The organism is Streptococcus ferus DSM 20646, assembly GCF_000372425.1.
GTDB lineage: Bacteria > Bacillota > Bacilli > Lactobacillales > Streptococcaceae > Streptococcus > Streptococcus ferus.
In genome coordinates this window covers 385,816-402,383 of the sequence record NZ_AQVD01000002.1, presented here as the reverse complement: position 1 = coordinate 402,383, position 16,568 = coordinate 385,816, and the positions used below count along the sequence as shown (strand labels likewise).

Sequence of the window (16,568 nt, the reverse complement as noted above, 5' to 3'; positions counted from 1 at the left end):
GCGGTATTCTCATGGGAAAATTTCAAGTTATTTCGCACCCTCTTATCCAGCATAAATTGTCTATTTTACGTCGTGAAGAGACCTCAACCAAGCATTTTCGGGAACTAGTCGATGAAATTGCGATGCTGATGGGGTATGAAGTCTCACGGGATTTGCCGCTTGAGGATGTTGAGATTCAAACGCCGATTACAAAAACCGTCCAAAAACAGCTATCAGGGAAGAAATTGGCGATTGTTCCCATCCTTCGTGCTGGGATTGGCATGGTGGATGGCCTGCTGAGCTTGGTTCCGGCTGCCAAGGTTGGGCATATTGGTATGTATCGTGATGAAGAAACCCTAGAGCCGGTTGAGTACCTGGTTAAACTGCCAGAGGATATCGATCAAAGGCAGATTTTTGTGGTAGATCCGATGCTGGCGACAGGGGGCTCTGCTGTCTTAGCCATTGATTCTTTGAAAAAACGTGGAGCTGCCAATATCAAATTTGTCTGTCTCGTTGCGGCTCCAGAAGGAGTGAAGAAACTGCAAGAGGCCCATCCCGATATTGACATCTATACCGCTGCCCTTGATGACAAATTAAACGAGCATGGCTATATCGTCCCAGGTCTTGGTGATGCTGGTGACCGCCTCTTTGGAACGAAATAGCCTGTTCTAATCAAGCTGTCTGACAGAAAAAACGCCCAGGAAAAGGGAGTTTTTTCTTTGACCTTTTTTGACCAAAAGGATATAATAGTCTCAAGATTGAATACAAAGGAGAATACAGAATGATTCCAGTAGTTATTGAACAAACGAGCCGCGGCGAACGCTCCTATGACATTTACTCCCGCCTCTTAAAAGACCGGATTATTATGCTGACAGGTCCAGTAGAAGACAATATGGCCAACTCTATCATTGCCCAATTGCTCTTTTTGGATGCACAAGATTCCACTAAAGACATTTACCTTTATGTCAATACTCCGGGTGGTTCGGTTTCAGCAGGCCTTGCCATTGTTGATACCATGAACTTCATCAAATCAGACGTGCAGACGATCGTTATGGGGGTTGCTGCGTCCATGGGAACGATTATTGCGTCCAGCGGTACCAAAGGCAAACGCTTTATGCTGCCAAATGCAGAGTACCTTATTCATCAGCCTATGGGAGGAACTGGTGCAGGCACTCAGCAAACCGACATGGCTATTGCTGCCGAAAGGCTCTTGCATACCCGAAACCGTCTTGAAAAAATTCTTGCCAATAATTCAGGTAAAACGGTTAAACAGATCCATAAAGATGCTGAACGGGATTACTGGATGGATGCCAAAGAAACGCTTAAATATGGCTTCATCGATGAAATTATGGAAAACAACGACTTAAAATAAGTTATAAGCACGGTTTACCGTGCTTTATTTTTTGTTATAATAAGACTATGTTAGAAATCAATGACCAATTCTTTGCCATTGAAGCGGCAACCGAACGTCTTCTTAAGGAACTTCTGAAACAGCCAGAAGTCGAAGCTTATCGTCAGGCCAAAAAGCGTTTTGAGACCGATCAAGCCCTTCAAGCTGACATTGCTGCTTTTCAGGCTTTACAGGTTGAATTTGACAGTCAAAAAGACTACCTAGCCTTTCGTCCAGAGATAAAAGCGCAGAGGCGTCAGCTCTTGACCCAAAAGCGTCACTTGGATCTCAATGATAAGGTGCTTGCCCTGCGTCAGGCAGAGGTGGCTGTCCAAGAAATCTTGGCTCAGATCTCCAGCCGTCTGGCGGAGACAGTATCGGCCGCTATTTTTGTAGATACGGGTTTGCCTTTGGCCCCTCATAAACCGCCTCATCAGAAAGGGCGCGGAAATAATATTAAGGAAAAGGAAAATGCATGCTAACTCAAACAAAAAGACGAGGACTTATTGTTTACCTCTATTATAATCGTGATATCCGAAAACTACATAAGTATGGTGACCTTATCTACCACTCAAGACGGATGCGCTACGCGTTGATTTATATGGAAGAAGACCTGCTTTCGCCGACCATAGAGGAGCTGGAACAGCTCAAGTTTGTTAAGCAAGTTCGTCCTTCTCACCTATCCGAAATGCCTCAGCAATTTGTCGGTAGTTTGAACCCTTAAATTTTCTTGCTGAAAGCGAGGAAATAAACTTGACAATTTTCAGATAATTCAGTATTCTTATTAACGTATCAAATTTTAAGAAATGTTTAAGGAGACACAATGATGAAGAAAAAATTGGCATTAGCCGCAATGACTCTTCTTAGTACAGCCGTACTTGCGGCCTGTGGTGCAGCCCCAGGCGGTTCATCAAATACATCAGGCAATGACATCGGCGATAAGATTAAAATCGGCTACAACCTTGAATTGACAGGTGATGTGGCAGCCTATGGTAACGCTGAAAAACGCGGTGCGGATTTGGCTGTTGCCGAAATCAATAAGGCAGGTGGTGTTGACGGCAAGAAGATTGAAGTTGTTTCAAAAGATAATAAATCTGACAACGGTGAGGCAGCTACGGTATCTACCAACTTGGCTACCCAAAGCAAGGTCAACGCTATCTTAGGTCCTGCGACCTCAGGTGCAGTAAGTTCAGCAAGTCCTAATGCCACTTCAGCAGGTGTTCCTCTGGTAACCCCTTCGGGGACACAGGACAGCCTGACTTATGATAACGGCAAGGTTCAAGAGTATGTTTATCGGGCTACTTTCCAAGACAGCTTCCAAGGAAAAGTTATTTCAAAATATGCTACGGATACCTTAAAAGCTGAGAAAGTTGTTCTTTACTACGACAATTCCAGCGACTATGCTAAGGGGATTGCTGAAGCCTTCAAGAAAGCCTACAAGGGTGATATTGTTGCCGAAGAAACTTTCCAGGCTAAAGACAAAGATTTCCAAGCCGCTTTGACAACTTTCAAAAACAAAGATTTTGATGCTATTGTAATGCCAGGTTACTATACTGAAACAGGTTTGATTACAAAACAGGCTCGCGATCTAGGATTGACACAGCCAATCTTAGGACCTGACGGCTTCAATGACGTTAAGTATATCGAAGGTGCTGGTGCTGAAAATACGAATGATGTCTACTATGTCTCTGGTTACTCAACTAAGGTTGATTTGACAGACAAGGCTTCTAAATTTGTGGAAGCTTACAAGGCAAAATATGGTGAAGAACCAAATATGTTTGCAGCCCTTGCCTATGATTCTGTCTACATGATTGCAGATGCTGCGAAAGATGCGAAAACATCAAAAGACATTGCGACCAACCTTGGAAAATTGAAGGATTTTGAAGGTGTTACTGGTAAGATGACGATTGACAAGAAACATAATCCTGTCAAGAGTGCTGTTATGATCGGTCTTAAAGACGGTAAGGAAGATTCTGCGACAGCAGTAGAAGCTGAGTAGATTTATCCAAGATTATTTTTAAACATGAAAACCTGGGGAGTTTTGTCTCCCCAGTTATTATTATTTTGTAGAAAGTTTGGTGAATTTATGCTCCAACAACTCGTCAATGGTTTAATTCTAGGTAGTGTTTATGCATTGCTGGCCTTGGGATATACCATGGTATATGGGATTATCAAATTGATTAACTTTGCCCATGGAGATATCTATATGATGGGTGCGTTTATTGGTTATTATTTAATCAATCATTTCAAATTAAACTTTTTTGTGGCCCTCATTTTGTCAATGGTTCTGACAGCAGCTCTTGGGGTGGTCATCGAATTTCTGGCCTACCGTCCGTTACGGCACGCGACTCGGATTGCTGTGCTAATCACGGCGATTGGGGTGTCCTTCTTCTTAGAATACGGGATGGTCTGGCTGGTAGGTGCTAATACTAGAGCTTTTCCGCAGGCTCTGAAAACTGTTAAGTATGATTTGGGTCCTGTCAGTGTCACCAACGTTCAGCTGACGATTTTGGGAGTGGCGCTTGCTTTAATGCTGGCTCTTCAGTTTATCGTTCAAAAAACAAAAATGGGGAAAGCCATGCGTGCGGTATCCGTTGACAGCGATGCTGCTCAGTTGATGGGGATTAACGTCAACAGCACCATCAGTTTCACCTTTGCTCTGGGTTCAGCCTTGGCGGGTGCTGCAGGTGTTCTCATCGGCCTTTACTATAATTCGATTGATCCTCTGATGGGAATGGTTCCAGGGATAAAGGCCTTTGTCGCCGCCGTTCTTGGAGGGATTGGTATTGTTCCTGGTGCGGCCCTTGGTGGCTTTATTATCGGTCTTTTGGAGACATTTTCGGTTTCGATTGGATTTTCAAGCTATCGTGATGCGGTAGTGTATGCTGTTCTGATTATTATCCTGTTGGTGAGACCGGCCGGAATATTGGGTAAAAGTGTAAAGGAGAAGGTCTAAGTTATGAGAAAAAATCTAAAAACAAATCTGACATGGTTTGCCCTCATTCTTGCGATTTTTCTTGTTTTAACAGTTTTAATCAATGCAGGAGTTTTGGGCATTTACTATGTTCAGATTCTGATGGGAATTGGTATTAGTCTGATTATGGCTCTAGGGACGAACTTAGTGCTTGGTTTTTCAGGTCAGTTTTCGTTGGGACAGGCTGGTTTTATGGCGATTGGAGCTTACGCAACGGCTATTTTCACCAAACAAAATCCGACCTATGCAGGGTTTTACCTGTCCATGCTAATCGGCGTTGTTCTGGCAGCCTTAGTGGCTCTGATTGTCGGCTTTCCAACCCTTCGTCTTAAGGGAGACTATTTGGCCATTGCAACACTGGGCGTTTCCGAAATCATTCGTATTGCCATTGTCAATGGGGGTGAATTGACCAACGGTGCGGCCGGTATTATGGGGATACTTCAGTTTACTAGCTGGCAGTTGGTTTTCTTCTTTGCTGTCATCCTCATTATTCTGGTCATGAATTATCTCAGAAGTCCCATGGGTCGCCAGGTGATTGCCGTTAGAGAAGATGAAATTGCGGCAGAGTCTATGGGTGTTGATACTACTAAAGTCAAGGTTCTAACCTTTATGATTGCTGCGATGATGTCAAGTGTTGCAGGTTCTCTTTATGTGGGTTATATCGGTACGGTTGCCCCTAAAGACTTTACCATTATGAGGTCGATTGAATATCTGATTATCGCCGTATTCGGGGGCTTGGGTTCAATCACAGGAACGGTTTTGGCAGCCCTTGTACTCGGCGTGCTCAATATGTTCCTGCAAAATGTGTCTGATGTTCGGATGATTATCTATTCACTGGCCCTCATCTTGGTTATGGTTTTCAAACCAGGTGGACTTTTGGGAACAAAGGAATTATCATTGAGTAGATTCTTTAATAAAAAAGCTAAGGAGGGCGAATAATGGCACTTCTTGAAGTCAAAGAGTTAACAAAACATTTTGGCGGACTGACTGCTGTCGGTGACGTCAGTCTTGAACTTAACGAAGGAGAGCTGGTTGGTTTAATTGGGCCAAATGGTGCCGGTAAAACAACACTTTTCAACTTGTTGACAGGTGTTTATGAACCTAGCGAGGGGAGTGTCACTCTAGATGGCAACTTATTAAACGGTAAAAAGCCATATACTATTGCCTCTCTCGGTTTATCCCGTACTTTTCAAAATATTCGACTGTTCAAAAACATGACCGTCATTGAAAATGTTCTGGTTGGGATGGAAAACAAACGGCGTTCACACCTTTTAGCAAGTTTTCTGCGCCTGCCTCAATTCTATGCTAATGAGTCTGATTTACGTCAAAAAGCTCTGGCTCTGTTAAAGATTTTTAATCTGGAAGATAAGGCAGAGACTTTGGCTAAAAACCTCCCCTATGGTCAGCAGCGACGACTAGAGATTGTCCGCGCTCTTGCAACAGAGCCTAAAATTCTCTTTTTAGATGAGCCTGCAGCTGGGATGAATCCTCAGGAGACGGCGGAGCTGACAGGCCTGATTCGTCAAATTAAAGAAGAGTTTGACATTACCATTATGCTCATTGAACATGATATGAGTCTGGTAATGGATGTGACTGAGCGTATTTATGTTTTGGAGTACGGTCGTCTGATTGCAGAAGGAACACCCGAAGAGATTAAAACTAATAAGCGCGTGATTGAAGCCTACCTTGGAGGTGAAGCCTAATGACTATGTTAAAAGTTGACAATCTTTCCGTTCATTATGGTGTTATCCAAGCGGTTAAAGAGGTTTCTTTTGAAGTAAATGAAGGAGAAGTTGTTTCTCTCATCGGAGCCAACGGTGCTGGCAAAACGTCTATTTTGAGAACGATTTCCGGTCTAGTCAGACCGTCTTCAGGGACGATTCAATTTCTGGGCAAAGATATCCATAAAGCGCCTGCAAGGAAGATTGTGGCCAGTGGCTTATCCCAAGTTCCCGAAGGCCGGCATGTTTTTCCTGGGCTGACTGTCCTTGAAAATCTTGAAATGGGGGCCTTCTTAAGAAATAACCGCGAGGAAAATCAACAAAATCTGAAAAAAGTTTTCAGCCGTTTTCCGCGTTTAGAAGAGCGGAAGAATCAGGATGCGGCCACACTGTCCGGAGGTGAGCAGCAGATGCTTGCCATGGGGCGTGCGCTGATGAGTCAGCCTCAGTTGCTTCTCCTGGATGAGCCCTCAATGGGGCTTGCTCCGATTTTTATTCAGGAAATTTTCGATATTATTGAAGATATTAAAAAGCAAGGAACAACAGTACTCCTCATTGAGCAAAATGCCAATAAGGCTTTATCAATTGCTGATCGAGGCTATGTCCTTGAAACAGGGAAACTGGTTCTTTCAGGAACGGGTCAGGAGCTTCTGGCTTCTGATGAAGTCCGCAAGGCTTATCTGGGCGGATAAAGAAGGCGGTTAACCGCTTTCTTTTTTTGAAAATCCTATTGTTAAATGTGTTATAATAAGGTTAAGAAAAGCGAGGTGTCAATCATGCCAGTAAAAGATTTTATGACCAAACGTGTGGTTTATGTTTCTCCGGAGACAACAGTAGCCAAGGCAACAGACATGATGCGTGAGCAACATTTGCGCCGCCTGCCGGTCATCGAGAATGATCAGCTGGTTGGTCTGGTCACAGAAGGGACGATTGCAGAAGCGAGACCTTCCAAAGCTACCAGCCTATCCATCTACGAAATGAACTATCTGCTGAATAAAACGAAAATCCGAGACATTATGATTAAGGATGTGGTCACGGTCTCCAAAGATGCTAATCTGGAAGACGCTATTTACATGATGATGCAAAAGAAGATTGGTGTTTTGCCGGTTGTTGATCACGGGCAGATGTCAGGTATTATTACGGACAAAGATGTTTTTCGGGCCTTCTTAGAAATTTCTGGTTATGGTGTAGAGGGTCTGCGTCTCCATCTTTTGGTTGAGGACAGGGTTGGGGTTTTGGAAAGTGTTGTCAGAAGTCTCACTTCGGAAAATCTTAACATTAAACGTCTTCTAGTCTCAGAACGTGATTCAGGCAAGGCTGCCCTTGATATACAAATCGATGGCAGAACAGATGTCGAGACCTTACGCCAAACCTTAAGCGACCAAGGTTTTGAAGTTGAAGCCATCCATAAAACAGAAACCAAGGCTATTTTTTAAAGAAAAGGCATCACCAATGTTTGGGTGATGTCTTTTTAGCTTATTTTTTGGTAGAATAGTAGTAATGATGAAGAAAGAAAAGACAAGTCGAAAAGGATTTTTCATTTCCTTGGAAGGTCCGGATGGGGCTGGAAAAACCAGCGTTTTGGAAAAGATTCTGCCAAGTCTGAGAGCGTTCACGTCAGGAGAGGTCATCACCACCAGAGAACCTGGAGGTGTTGCCATCGCCGAAAAAATTCGTGATGTTATTCTGGATGTTGAGCATACGGCTATGGATGATAAGACAGAGCTTTTGCTTTATATTGCAGCGCGCCGGCAGCATTTGGTCGAAAAAATTTTACCGCAACTGGCGAAAGGGAATCTTGTGCTGGTTGACCGTTTCATTGACAGTTCGGTGGCCTATCAAGGTTATGGCAGAGGTCTTGATACTCAGGCAATTGTCTGGCTAAATGATTTTGCAACAGATGGTCTTCAGCCTGATTTGACCCTTTATTTTGATGTGGCTTCTGAAGTTGGTCTGTCTCGCATTGCGCAAAATAAAGATCGGGAAATTAACCGTCTTGATCTTGAGAAGCTTGAGATGCACCAGAAAGTCCGTCAAGGATACTTGGCTTTAGCTAAAGAGAATCCTGACAGAATTGTCACCATTGATGCATCACAGCCGCTAGATAAGGTTGTGGCGGATACCTTGGCTGTTCTTGAGAAGGCCTTGTTTGCTGAGGAGATTCGATGAACCTAAAAGACCATTTACCCGATCAGCTTTTGCAGACTTTTCAGTCTATCATTCAATCGGATAGGCTAAGCCACGCCTATCTTTTTTCCGGAAATTATGGCAGTTTTGAGATGGCCCTCTACATTGCTCAGAGTCAATTTTGTGAGGATCCTCAGGACAAACTACCTTGCGGAGAATGCCGTGCCTGCCGTTTGGTGGCAGCAGGAGAATTTTCGGACCTCAAAATAATCGAGCCGAGCGGTCAGTTGATAAAGACAGATACGGTCAGAGGGATGCTGCGGGAGTTTTCCAGTTCTGGTTTTGAAAACCAAGCCCAGTTCTTTATCATCCGGGAAGCTGATAAAATGCACTCCAATGCGGCCAATAGCCTGCTGAAATACATTGAAGAGCCGTCGAGTCATTCGTATATGGTTTTGCTGACGCAGGAGGAAGACAAGGTCTTGCCAACCATTAAAAGTCGGACACAGGTTTTTTCATTTCCTAAGGATTTTGCAGCCTTAAGCCGATTTTTAGAAAAGAAAGGCCTTTTAAAGAGTCAGGCTCAGCTGATTGCAACCTTGGCACGAGACTATCAGGAAGCTGAAGCTCTGGCTAGTCAAAACAAGGTTCTGGAGTTAATGAAGGACTGTCAGCACTTTGTCTCGGTGTTGTCCCGTCAAGAAAACATGGCTTATCTAGAGGTTTCTCGTCTCGTCGCACGATGCCAGGAAAAGTCTGAGCAAGCTTATGTTTTTGATATACTGACCGCTTTGCTGGCGCAGTCTCCGGATCGTGGTCGAGCAGCTTTGGTCTCCAAACTCTATCGGGCACGTCAGATGTGGCTCAGTCACGTCAGTTTTCAAAATGCATTAGAATATATGGTGATAGGATGACAGAAGTAGTTGGAATCAAATATGATATGACAGGGCGATTGGTCTATGTTTTGCCAGACCGGTCTTACCGCCAAGATGATTTGGTTATTGTGGAGACGTCTAAGGGAAAACATCTGGCTCAGGTGGTTCGGTCAAATAGAGATATGGAAGAACAAAGGCTGCCTGCGGTAGAAACAATGGCCAAAGTTTTGGGTCCTGCTCAACAGAAGGATGTCGCGCGTTATCAAGATAATCTTCAACTGGCCGAGGAACACTTTGGTGAGGTGGAGCGTTTGATTGCTTATCACGGCCTGGATATGAAACTGGTAGATATTGTTTTTCCCTTAGAGCGTCAGCGTGTTCTGATTACTTTTGTTGCTGAGAAACGGGTAGATTTCCGCCAGCTCTTAAAAGATTTGGCTAGTTTATTTAGGGCTAGGATTGAATTAAGGCAAATCAATAACCGAGAAGAAGCCAAAATTTATGGCGGTTTGGGTCCTTGTGGTCGGGCGCTTTGCTGCTCCAGTTTTTTGGGGGAATTTCCGCCGGTTTCAATCAAAATGGCCAAGAATCAAAATTTATCTCTTAACGCAGGTAAAACCAATGGAGTCTGCGGCCGCCTGATGTGCTGCCTTAGTTTTGAAGATGCTTTCTATCGTGAATCAAAGGCTAAGTTTCCAGACGTCGGAAGCCGAGTTATGACGCAGACTGGAGCTGGCTTTATCACCGCTATTGATGTTATTTCTGAAACCGTCAAAGTCCGGCTGGAGGAAGGCAGTGTACCTTTGACATTTGCCTTGGAGGAGGTTAGTCTTAATGGATAAAAAAGAATTATTTGATGCTTTTGACGGCTTTTCTCAAAACCTCTTGGTAACTTTGGCTGAAATTGACAGCATGAAGAAGCAGTTTCAGGATCTTCTAGAGGAAAATGCTTCCTTACGTTTAGAAAATGACAAACTCCGTCAGCGCTTAAATGATGTTGAGTCTCCTCATAAAAGTGGTCCATCTGCAGGAAAAGAGAATCTGGAGAATATTTACGAAGACGGTTTTCATATCTGCACTACCTTTTATGGTCAAAGACGGGAAAATAACGAGGGTTGTGTTTTTTGTATGGAATTATTAGATCGCGAGTGATGTATGCAGCTACAAAAGAGTTATAAGGGAGAGTCGGCCTTTGGAACCTTGTACTTGGTGCCAACGCCTATTGGCAATTTAAAGGACATGACTTTTCGTGCGATAGAAGTGCTTAAAAGTGTTGATTTTATTGCAGCTGAAGATACCCGAGTAACCGGACTTCTGCTCAAGCATTTTGAGATTGCAACCCCTCAGTTGAGCTTTCATGAGCACAATGCCTATGAAAAAATCCCACATCTGATGGCTGTGCTGCGTTCTGGAAAATCAATTGCGCAGGTTTCAGATGCTGGGATGCCCAGTATTTCAGATCCGGGGCATGATTTGGTTAAAGCTGCTTTGGCAGAAGGTGTTCCAGTCGTATCGCTGCCAGGTTCTTCAGCAGGTATCACGGCTTTAATTGCCAGTGGCTTAGCCGCTCAGCCCCATATTTTTTATGGTTTCTTACCTAGAAAGGCCGCTCAGCAGAAAGCTTTTCTAGAAGAGAAAAAATTATATCCTGAAACGCAGATTTTTTATGAATCCCCGTATCGGCTGAAAGACACCTTGGCAAATATCTTACTTGTTTATGGCGATCGAGAGGCTGTTTTGGTTCGTGAGCTGACAAAGATTTATGAGGAGTATCAACGGGGGAGAGTTTCAGAACTTCTGGCCTATATCCGAGAGCATCCTGTAAAAGGGGAATGTCTGCTGCTAGTTGCCGGTTCTAGTGGAGAATCCACTAGAACCGGTGAAAAAGATCTTGATCCTGTGGCAGTCATCGCAGCTTTAGTTGACGAGGGAGCCAAGCCGAATCAGGCCATTAAAAAAGTAGCCAAGGAATTTGGACTTAACCGACAGGCACTTTATCAACAATACCATCAATTAGACAGCTAAGCTGTCTTTTTTGGTGTCACTAAAGTCTGTCATTGTATATTGGTCATCTGAATCAAAACTGACAAACAATGTCATAAAATTAGAAAAATCAGAAAATTTCAAAAATACTATTTACATTTTCTGAAAGTCGTGTTATATTATATACCATAAAAAGAAGGAGATATGCTTATGGATTCAGGTTCTATTGGATTTATTATTGTTTGTTCGGCTTTGGTCTTTTTGATGACACCAGGCTTAGCTTTCTTTTATGGCGGATTGGGGAGACGTAAAAATGTGATTAATACCATGATGATGTCAATCGCACCATTGGCAGTCGCTTCACTTCTCTGGCTTCTGGTCGGCTACTCCTTAGCTTTCTCAGGAGACGGTAAGCTGATAGGCGATCTTTCCCATGTATTCTTCAATGGGGTCAAAGAAATCAGCAGTACGCGCGGTTTGCAGATTCCGGATGCCCTTTTTTCAGGCTTTCAAATGATGTTTTCAATCATTACAGTTGGTATCTTGACAGGGTCAGTTGCCGGTAGAATGCGTTTTACGCCTTTGGTGATTTTCATCGTCTTTTGGCTTTTGCTGGTTTATTACCCATTTGCCCATATGGTTTGGGATGAGGGGCTTTTAGCACAGTGGGGGACAATAGACTTTGCCGGTGGCGATGTGGTGCATATCACATCCGGCGTTTCTGGTCTGGTGCTGGCTCTGGTGGTTGGCAAACGTAGGGATTATGACCGGCTGGAATACCGTCCTCACAATGTCCCCTTTGTCTTGTTGGGGGCTGCCCTACTGTGGTTTGGCTGGTTTGGTTTCAATGCTGGGTCTAGTTTGGCCGCAGATGGTTTAGCGGTTCATGCGTTGATAACGACTCACTTTTCTGCAGCGGCAGCTATGTTTTCATGGATGATGGTAGAAAAGGTGACAACAGGAAAGCCTTCATTAATCGGTGCTTCAACAGGTCTTGTTGCGGGTCTAGTGGCTATCACGCCTGGAGCTGGTTTTGTATCCGTATGGAGTTCACTTCTGATTGGTCTTTTGGTTAGCCCGATTTGTTATTTTGCAATTGCTGTTCTTAAAGCTAAGTTTGGCTATGATGACGCTTTAGATGCTTTTGGATGCCACGGTGTCGGTGGGATTTTCGGTGGAATTGTAACAGGGATTTTTACCCTCCCAAGTTTAGCTCTCGATAAGGCCAATGTTGGCTGGTTGTATGGAAGTCCGCGGCTGTTGCTGGTCACTCTGGCAGCGATTGCCTTTACGGTTGTCTGGTCAGCTCTTGTCACTTTTGTTATCATAAAAGTAATTGGTATCTTCATGCCGCTTCGTGTTAGTGACCGCGAAGAGGCTATCGGACTGGATGATAGTGAGCATGAAGAGACCGCTTACCCAACCTTTATGGGACTGGATTCTTAAGAAGAAAGGATGCTAAGATGAAAAAAGTGGATGCAATTATTCGGCCAGATAAGTTGGAAGATATTAAATCAGCTCTGACAGAAGCAGGTTTTGCCAATGGAATGACGATTAGTCAGGTATTGGGACATGGAAACCAAAGAGGTTATGCGGAATACGTCCGCGGACAAAAGGTAACACCAACGCTCTTGGCCAAAGTTAAAATTGAGATCGTCGTTAAAGATGCTGCTGTGAATGAGGTGGTAGATACCATTATGAGGACAGTTCGCACGGGTGAAGTTGGTGATGGAAAAATCTTTGTGCTTCCTGTCGAAGAAGCTATTCGGATTCGGACAGGAGAGCGTGATGGTGATGCGATTTAAAGGAAATCAAAAGGGCAAGATTTATCTTGCCCTTTTGTAAATCAGATCTTGCCGGTTTTCATGTTATAATGGGAAAGAAAGGGGGATGAGTATGCGTCTAGATAAGTATCTGGCTGATTGCGGTCTGGGGTCACGGTCGCAGGTCAAGGGGCTGTTAAAACAAAAACGAGTGACTGTGAATGGGCAGACTGAGACAAGCCCTAAACGCGTCATAGATGAAAGTCAGACTAAGGTAGCCCTTGATGGCGAACCCCTCGTGTATGAAAAATACCTTTATTATTTGTTGAATAAACCCAAAGGTGTCGTGTCTGCAACAGAAGACAAGCGATTTAAGACTGTCTTGGATTTGCTAGATGAACGTGCCCGCCAAAAAGAGGTTTTCCCTGTCGGCAGGCTGGATATTGATACTCATGGACTCCTGCTCTTGACCAATAATGGTCAACTGGCTCATGCCATGCTGTCTCCCAAAAAACATGTTGCTAAGATTTACTTGGCTCAGGTTTCGGGTCTGATGGATGACAGTGATTCGGCTTATTTTGCAAAAGGGATCGAGTTGGAGGATTTCACCTGTCAGCCCGCCCATTTAGAGATTTTGGAAAGAGATGAGGCAGAGCAGTGCTCTCTCGTTAAAATTACCATTTCAGAAGGAAAATTTCATCAGATAAAGCGTATGGTCAAGGCCTGTGGCAAAGAAGTCGTCGACTTACAGCGGCTGAGCATGGGACCTCTGCAGTTAGACGGTCAATTGCAGCGAGGAGAGTTCAGACGACTGATGCCCGAAGAAAGGGAAGCACTGGAGATCTTCGGAGTGGAGTTATAGTTGTCCTAAAAGAGCTGAGACAAATGGTCTCAGCTCTTTTAGACTTGGTTTAGGCGGTTACGGTGATAATGGCTGTTCCGTGAACCTGATTGGCACCTGTTTTTTGGACTAGCTCTTGATAATTAGTAGCGGTTACACCACCTCCGAGGAGCATGTCAATGCGGCCGTTAGCATGAGAGATTAAGTCCTTGATGTGGTCGATGTTCTTAAAAATGTCGCCTTTTAAGGGACTGCCATGAAGCAAAATACGGCTAAAGCCTAAATCAATCAGGTCATCTATTGTCTGCTTTTGCTCGTCTTTAGGAATGAAATCAAAGGCCATGTGAAAGACTAAGGGAAGCCCTTGGGTTGCAGGCAGGAGCTGTTCGATAGCTTCGCTATCTAGCCGATTGTCCTGAGTCAGCAGACCTAAAACAAGGGCATCGCTTTCTAGTTCGACAGCTTTTAAGATGTCTTCTTCCATAACACGCAATTCAATGTCGTTATAGACGAAATTGCCGCCTCTGGGGCGAATCATGGTAGCCAGACTGATGCCTTTTTCATGGAGAAGCTGGGCAGCTTCCTTGATGACACCGTATGATGGGGTGGTTCCCCCAGCAGCTAAATTATCACACAGTTCCACCCGGGAAACCTCTTCTGGTTTGAGGGAGAAGAGACGGGACAGGTTTTCAGCGCAAAGTTCTTTGATAATCATGATTCACCTCGTTTAGAATAGTTCCTTTTTATTATAACATGCGAACAATGCCTAGGTTAAAAGAAAAAAAGTGACAAGATTCTGACAATTTGTGATATAATGAACCTAATTTACTTTGGAGGTATTGAAATGACAATTTATAATTTTTCAGCAGGTCCCGCAGTTTTGCCCAAACCTGTTCTTGAAAAGGCCCAAGCCGAATTTTTGGATTACAGCCAATCAGGTATGAGCGTTATGGAATTGTCGCATCGCTCCAAAGAGTTTGATGATATCATCAAAGAGGCGGAACAGCTTTTGCGTGATTTGATGAAGATTCCAGATAATTACAAGGTGCTCTTTTTGCAGGGCGGAGCGTCAACACAATTTTCCATGATTCCTCTCAATTTGGCTAAGGGAGGAAAGGCTTATTATGTGGTAGCCGGTTCCTGGGGGAAAAAAGCTTATACTGAAGCGGTCAAATTGTCAAAAACCATCCCTTTTGAACCTATTCTCTTGGCTTCCTCTGAGGAGACAGTTTATGATCACATTCCACAGATTGACAGTTCTCAGATTGATGCTGATGCGTCTTATGTCCACATCACAACAAATAACACCATTGAAGGAACGGCGATTTATGATTTGCCTGAAACCAACGGTGTACCGCTGGTAGCGGATATGTCCTCGAATATTTTGGCTGTTGACTATAATGTAGCTGATTTTGGGCTGATTTATGCTGGTGCTCAAAAAAACATCGGTCCTGCGGGTGTGACGATTGTTATTATTCGTGACGATTTGCTGAATGAAGAACCCGTTTTGTCAAGTATGCTGGATTATAGTATTCAGGCGGAAAGCCAATCGCTCTATAATACACCGCCAACCTTTGGCATCTACATGGCTAAACTTGTTTTTGAATGGGTCAAGGAGCTTGGCGGTGTGGCCGAAATGGAAAAAATTAACCGTGAAAAGTCTGATTTGCTTTATGATTTTATTGAGGCGTCTGATTTTTACACCAGCCCTGTTAAAAATAAGGCTGACCGTTCGGTAGCCAATATTCCATTTGTGACCCCAAACAAGGACTTAGATGCCAAGTTTGTTTCTGAAGCGGGTGCTCTGGGCTTTAAAAATATCAAGGGGCACCGTTCCGTCGGCGGAATGCGGGCTAGCCTCTACAATGCTTTCCCACGCCAAGGTGTCCTTGACCTCCTTGACTTCATGAAGACGTTTGAAGCGGAGAATCAGTAATGCCTCAACCCTATCGTCAGAATATCTCGGGGCAGTCCCCTTGGGAAGATATTGTGGGATATTCCCGCATGGTGATTACCGGCGATCTGGTCGAAGTAGCTGGCACAACTGCCATTAAAGATGGAAAGCCTTATGCAATAGGTGATGCCTATGAACAGACCCGTTATATTTTGCAATGTCTAAAAGAGTTATTCATCAAAGAAGGGATACCTTTTGAAACCATTTATCGGACACGACTGTTTGTGACCGATATATCACAATGGGAAGCTGTTGGGCGTGCTCATGGTGAGTTTTTCAAAACCATCAAGCCTGTTGCAACGATGGTCGAAGTTTCTTCTTTGATTGACGAAGACTTGTTAGTAGAAATCGAAGTGTTTGCAAAGTTAAATAAGACTAGGAGTGATTATGGAAATCCGTCTCGCACATCCCAATGAAGTGGAGCCAATCGCCAGTATCCTAGAGGAAGCCAAGGCCTTCTTGGCAGCTTCTGGCAGCAGTCAGGGGCAGGGCGAAAATGGCTATCCCAATCAAGATGACATTATCGAGGATATTTTGGAAAATCGGGCCTATGTCGGCTTAATTGAAGGTGAGATTGTGGCTTATGCAGCAGTCTATCGAGGGAACCAGCCCGAATACAAGGCCATTTATGATGGCAAGTGGAAACATGACAACTATAGGTATGTGACTTTTCACCGGATTATGGTGGCGGCAGATTATCGTGGTCAACAGCTGGTACAGACCTTCCTTCAGGGTTTGGTTGAGGGACTTGATGCTCAGGATTTTCGCTGTGATACACATGAGCAAAATCAGACCATGCAGCACATTCTGGAAAAGCTAGGCTTTGTTTATTGCGGCAAGGTACCTATTGATGGGGAACGTCTGGCCTACCAGAAAATCAAAAGTAACCGCGAAAAGGCTCTGTATCAAGAAGTTGATGAAGCGGATCATCATAGCGTCTAATCGGCGCTTTATCACATAA

General features: G+C 44.1%; 22 protein-coding genes. 21 read left to right on the top strand and 1 reads right to left on the bottom strand.

From position 1 onward, the window contains the following. Window positions 1-11: 11 nt before the first annotated feature. The 18 genes from upp to A3GY_RS0104940 all read left to right on the top strand — a co-directional run bounded on the left by upp (window position 12) and on the right by A3GY_RS0104940 (window position 13,674). The gene (upp, locus tag A3GY_RS0105030) at window positions 12-641 is read left to right on the top strand and encodes a uracil phosphoribosyltransferase (protein ID WP_018030322.1); all 630 of its coding nucleotides are present in this window, start codon (window positions 12-14) and stop codon (window positions 639-641) included. A gap of 119 nt (window positions 642-760) precedes the next feature. Next, window positions 761-1,351, top strand: a complete 591-nt coding sequence (locus A3GY_RS0105025) for an ATP-dependent Clp protease proteolytic subunit (RefSeq protein WP_018030321.1) — start codon at window positions 761-763, stop codon at window positions 1,349-1,351. Between the two features lie 47 nt (window positions 1,352-1,398). Then, entirely contained in the window at window positions 1,399-1,851 is a 453-nt protein-coding gene (locus A3GY_RS0105020) for a YlbF/YmcA family competence regulator (RefSeq protein ID WP_018030320.1), read from the top strand. Continuing rightward, window positions 1,845-2,093, top strand: a complete 249-nt coding sequence (locus A3GY_RS0105015; RefSeq protein WP_018030319.1) for a DUF2129 domain-containing protein — start codon at window positions 1,845-1,847, stop codon at window positions 2,091-2,093. The genes A3GY_RS0105020 and A3GY_RS0105015 overlap by 7 nt, the downstream gene beginning before the upstream one ends. A gap of 102 nt (window positions 2,094-2,195) precedes the next feature. Next, complete coding sequence (locus tag A3GY_RS0105010) at window positions 2,196-3,368, top strand: ABC transporter substrate-binding protein (RefSeq protein WP_018030318.1); 1,173 nt, start codon at window positions 2,196-2,198, stop codon at window positions 3,366-3,368. Window positions 3,369-3,455: 87 nt separating this feature from the next. Next, window positions 3,456-4,325, top strand: a complete 870-nt coding sequence (locus A3GY_RS0105005; RefSeq protein ID WP_018030317.1) for a branched-chain amino acid ABC transporter permease — start codon at window positions 3,456-3,458, stop codon at window positions 4,323-4,325. A 3-nt stretch (window positions 4,326-4,328) separates the two neighbouring features. Continuing rightward, complete coding sequence (locus tag A3GY_RS0105000; protein ID WP_018030316.1) at window positions 4,329-5,282, top strand: branched-chain amino acid ABC transporter permease; 954 nt, start codon at window positions 4,329-4,331, stop codon at window positions 5,280-5,282. Further along, on the top strand, window positions 5,282-6,046 hold the full coding sequence (locus A3GY_RS0104995; RefSeq protein WP_018030315.1) for an ABC transporter ATP-binding protein: 765 nt from the start codon (window positions 5,282-5,284) through the stop codon (window positions 6,044-6,046). Before A3GY_RS0105000 ends, A3GY_RS0104995 begins: the two co-directional genes overlap by 1 nt. Next, window positions 6,046-6,756, top strand: coding sequence for an ABC transporter ATP-binding protein (locus A3GY_RS0104990; protein ID WP_018030314.1), 711 nt, complete (start codon window positions 6,046-6,048; stop codon window positions 6,754-6,756). The genes A3GY_RS0104995 and A3GY_RS0104990 overlap by 1 nt, the downstream gene beginning before the upstream one ends. A gap of 84 nt (window positions 6,757-6,840) precedes the next feature. Beyond that, window positions 6,841-7,500 carry a CBS domain-containing protein gene (locus tag A3GY_RS0104985; protein ID WP_018030313.1) on the top strand — a complete coding sequence of 220 codons (660 nt, stop codon included), beginning with the start codon at window positions 6,841-6,843 and terminating at the stop codon, window positions 7,498-7,500. Between the two features lie 64 nt (window positions 7,501-7,564). Continuing rightward, window positions 7,565-8,233, top strand: coding sequence for a dTMP kinase (gene tmk, locus A3GY_RS0104980; RefSeq protein ID WP_018030312.1), 669 nt, complete (start codon window positions 7,565-7,567; stop codon window positions 8,231-8,233). Further along, entirely contained in the window at window positions 8,230-9,105 is an 876-nt protein-coding gene (locus A3GY_RS0104975) for a DNA polymerase III subunit delta' (protein ID WP_018030311.1), read from the top strand. The genes tmk and A3GY_RS0104975 overlap by 4 nt, the downstream gene beginning before the upstream one ends. Then, window positions 9,102-9,908 carry a PSP1 domain-containing protein gene (locus tag A3GY_RS0104970; protein WP_018030310.1) on the top strand — a complete coding sequence of 269 codons (807 nt, stop codon included), beginning with the start codon at window positions 9,102-9,104 and terminating at the stop codon, window positions 9,906-9,908. Before A3GY_RS0104975 ends, A3GY_RS0104970 begins: the two co-directional genes overlap by 4 nt. After that, window positions 9,901-10,218, top strand: a complete 318-nt coding sequence (gene yabA, locus A3GY_RS0104965) for a DNA replication initiation control protein YabA (RefSeq protein WP_018030309.1) — start codon at window positions 9,901-9,903, stop codon at window positions 10,216-10,218. The genes A3GY_RS0104970 and yabA overlap by 8 nt, the downstream gene beginning before the upstream one ends. A gap of 3 nt (window positions 10,219-10,221) precedes the next feature. Further along, complete coding sequence (gene rsmI, locus A3GY_RS0104960) at window positions 10,222-11,091, top strand: 16S rRNA (cytidine(1402)-2'-O)-methyltransferase (protein ID WP_018030308.1); 870 nt, start codon at window positions 10,222-10,224, stop codon at window positions 11,089-11,091. 168 nt (window positions 11,092-11,259) lie between these two features. Beyond that, complete coding sequence (locus tag A3GY_RS0104950) at window positions 11,260-12,495, top strand: ammonium transporter (RefSeq protein ID WP_018030306.1); 1,236 nt, start codon at window positions 11,260-11,262, stop codon at window positions 12,493-12,495. Between the two features lie 17 nt (window positions 12,496-12,512). After that, a complete protein-coding gene (locus tag A3GY_RS0104945) occupies window positions 12,513-12,854 on the top strand; it encodes a P-II family nitrogen regulator (protein ID WP_018030305.1) in 342 nt (113 codons plus the stop codon). 91 nt (window positions 12,855-12,945) lie between these two features. Beyond that, entirely contained in the window at window positions 12,946-13,674 is a 729-nt protein-coding gene (locus tag A3GY_RS0104940; RefSeq protein WP_018030304.1) for a pseudouridine synthase, read from the top strand. Between the two features lie 49 nt (window positions 13,675-13,723). On the opposite strand, the gene A3GY_RS0104935 is transcribed toward A3GY_RS0104940, so the two are convergent. Further along, a complete protein-coding gene (locus tag A3GY_RS0104935; protein WP_018030303.1) occupies window positions 13,724-14,368 on the bottom strand; it encodes a copper homeostasis protein CutC in 645 nt (214 codons plus the stop codon). 129 nt (window positions 14,369-14,497) lie between these two features. On the opposite strand from A3GY_RS0104935, the gene serC reads away from it, so the two are divergent. Genes serC through A3GY_RS0104920 form a run of 3 tightly spaced genes read left to right on the top strand, consistent with a single transcriptional unit; the run spans window position 14,498 to window position 16,549 of the window. Continuing rightward, window positions 14,498-15,589 (top strand): 3-phosphoserine/phosphohydroxythreonine transaminase, encoded by a 1,092-nt coding sequence (gene serC / locus A3GY_RS0104930; protein WP_018030302.1) that lies wholly within the window; start codon window positions 14,498-14,500, stop codon window positions 15,587-15,589. Beyond that, window positions 15,589-16,023, top strand: coding sequence for a RidA family protein (locus tag A3GY_RS0104925; RefSeq protein ID WP_018030301.1), 435 nt, complete (start codon window positions 15,589-15,591; stop codon window positions 16,021-16,023). The genes serC and A3GY_RS0104925 overlap by 1 nt, the downstream gene beginning before the upstream one ends. Continuing rightward, the gene (locus A3GY_RS0104920) at window positions 15,995-16,549 is read left to right on the top strand and encodes a GNAT family N-acetyltransferase (RefSeq protein WP_018030300.1); all 555 of its coding nucleotides are present in this window, start codon (window positions 15,995-15,997) and stop codon (window positions 16,547-16,549) included. Before A3GY_RS0104925 ends, A3GY_RS0104920 begins: the two co-directional genes overlap by 29 nt. Window positions 16,550-16,568: the final 19 nt, after the last annotated feature.

Excerpts from the sequence above, each read along its gene's own strand:
- upp (WP_018030322.1), top strand. The coding sequence starts at position 12 with ATGGGAAAATTTCAAGTTATTTCGCACCCTCTTATCCAGCATAAATTG.
- A3GY_RS0105025 (WP_018030321.1), top strand. The coding sequence starts at position 761 with ATGATTCCAGTAGTTATTGAACAAACGAGCCGCGGCGAACGCTCCTAT.
- A3GY_RS0105020 (WP_018030320.1), top strand. The coding sequence starts at position 1,399 with ATGTTAGAAATCAATGACCAATTCTTTGCCATTGAAGCGGCAACCGAA.
- A3GY_RS0105015 (WP_018030319.1), top strand. The coding sequence starts at position 1,845 with ATGCTAACTCAAACAAAAAGACGAGGACTTATTGTTTACCTCTATTAT.
- A3GY_RS0105010 (WP_018030318.1), top strand. The coding sequence starts at position 2,196 with ATGAAGAAAAAATTGGCATTAGCCGCAATGACTCTTCTTAGTACAGCC.
- A3GY_RS0105005 (WP_018030317.1), top strand. The coding sequence starts at position 3,456 with ATGCTCCAACAACTCGTCAATGGTTTAATTCTAGGTAGTGTTTATGCA.
- A3GY_RS0105000 (WP_018030316.1), top strand. The coding sequence starts at position 4,329 with ATGAGAAAAAATCTAAAAACAAATCTGACATGGTTTGCCCTCATTCTT.
- A3GY_RS0104995 (WP_018030315.1), top strand. The coding sequence starts at position 5,282 with ATGGCACTTCTTGAAGTCAAAGAGTTAACAAAACATTTTGGCGGACTG.
- A3GY_RS0104990 (WP_018030314.1), top strand. The coding sequence starts at position 6,046 with ATGACTATGTTAAAAGTTGACAATCTTTCCGTTCATTATGGTGTTATC.
- A3GY_RS0104985 (WP_018030313.1), top strand. The coding sequence starts at position 6,841 with ATGCCAGTAAAAGATTTTATGACCAAACGTGTGGTTTATGTTTCTCCG.
- tmk (WP_018030312.1), top strand. The coding sequence starts at position 7,565 with ATGATGAAGAAAGAAAAGACAAGTCGAAAAGGATTTTTCATTTCCTTG.
- A3GY_RS0104975 (WP_018030311.1), top strand. The coding sequence starts at position 8,230 with ATGAACCTAAAAGACCATTTACCCGATCAGCTTTTGCAGACTTTTCAG.
- A3GY_RS0104970 (WP_018030310.1), top strand. The coding sequence starts at position 9,102 with ATGACAGAAGTAGTTGGAATCAAATATGATATGACAGGGCGATTGGTC.
- yabA (WP_018030309.1), top strand. The coding sequence starts at position 9,901 with ATGGATAAAAAAGAATTATTTGATGCTTTTGACGGCTTTTCTCAAAAC.
- rsmI (WP_018030308.1), top strand. The coding sequence starts at position 10,222 with ATGCAGCTACAAAAGAGTTATAAGGGAGAGTCGGCCTTTGGAACCTTG.
- A3GY_RS0104950 (WP_018030306.1), top strand. The coding sequence starts at position 11,260 with ATGGATTCAGGTTCTATTGGATTTATTATTGTTTGTTCGGCTTTGGTC.
- A3GY_RS0104945 (WP_018030305.1), top strand. The coding sequence starts at position 12,513 with ATGAAAAAAGTGGATGCAATTATTCGGCCAGATAAGTTGGAAGATATT.
- A3GY_RS0104940 (WP_018030304.1), top strand. The coding sequence starts at position 12,946 with ATGCGTCTAGATAAGTATCTGGCTGATTGCGGTCTGGGGTCACGGTCG.
- A3GY_RS0104935 (WP_018030303.1), bottom strand. The coding sequence starts at position 14,368 with ATGATTATCAAAGAACTTTGCGCTGAAAACCTGTCCCGTCTCTTCTCC.
- serC (WP_018030302.1), top strand. The coding sequence starts at position 14,498 with ATGACAATTTATAATTTTTCAGCAGGTCCCGCAGTTTTGCCCAAACCT.
- A3GY_RS0104925 (WP_018030301.1), top strand. The coding sequence starts at position 15,589 with ATGCCTCAACCCTATCGTCAGAATATCTCGGGGCAGTCCCCTTGGGAA.
- A3GY_RS0104920 (WP_018030300.1), top strand. The coding sequence starts at position 15,995 with ATGGAAATCCGTCTCGCACATCCCAATGAAGTGGAGCCAATCGCCAGT.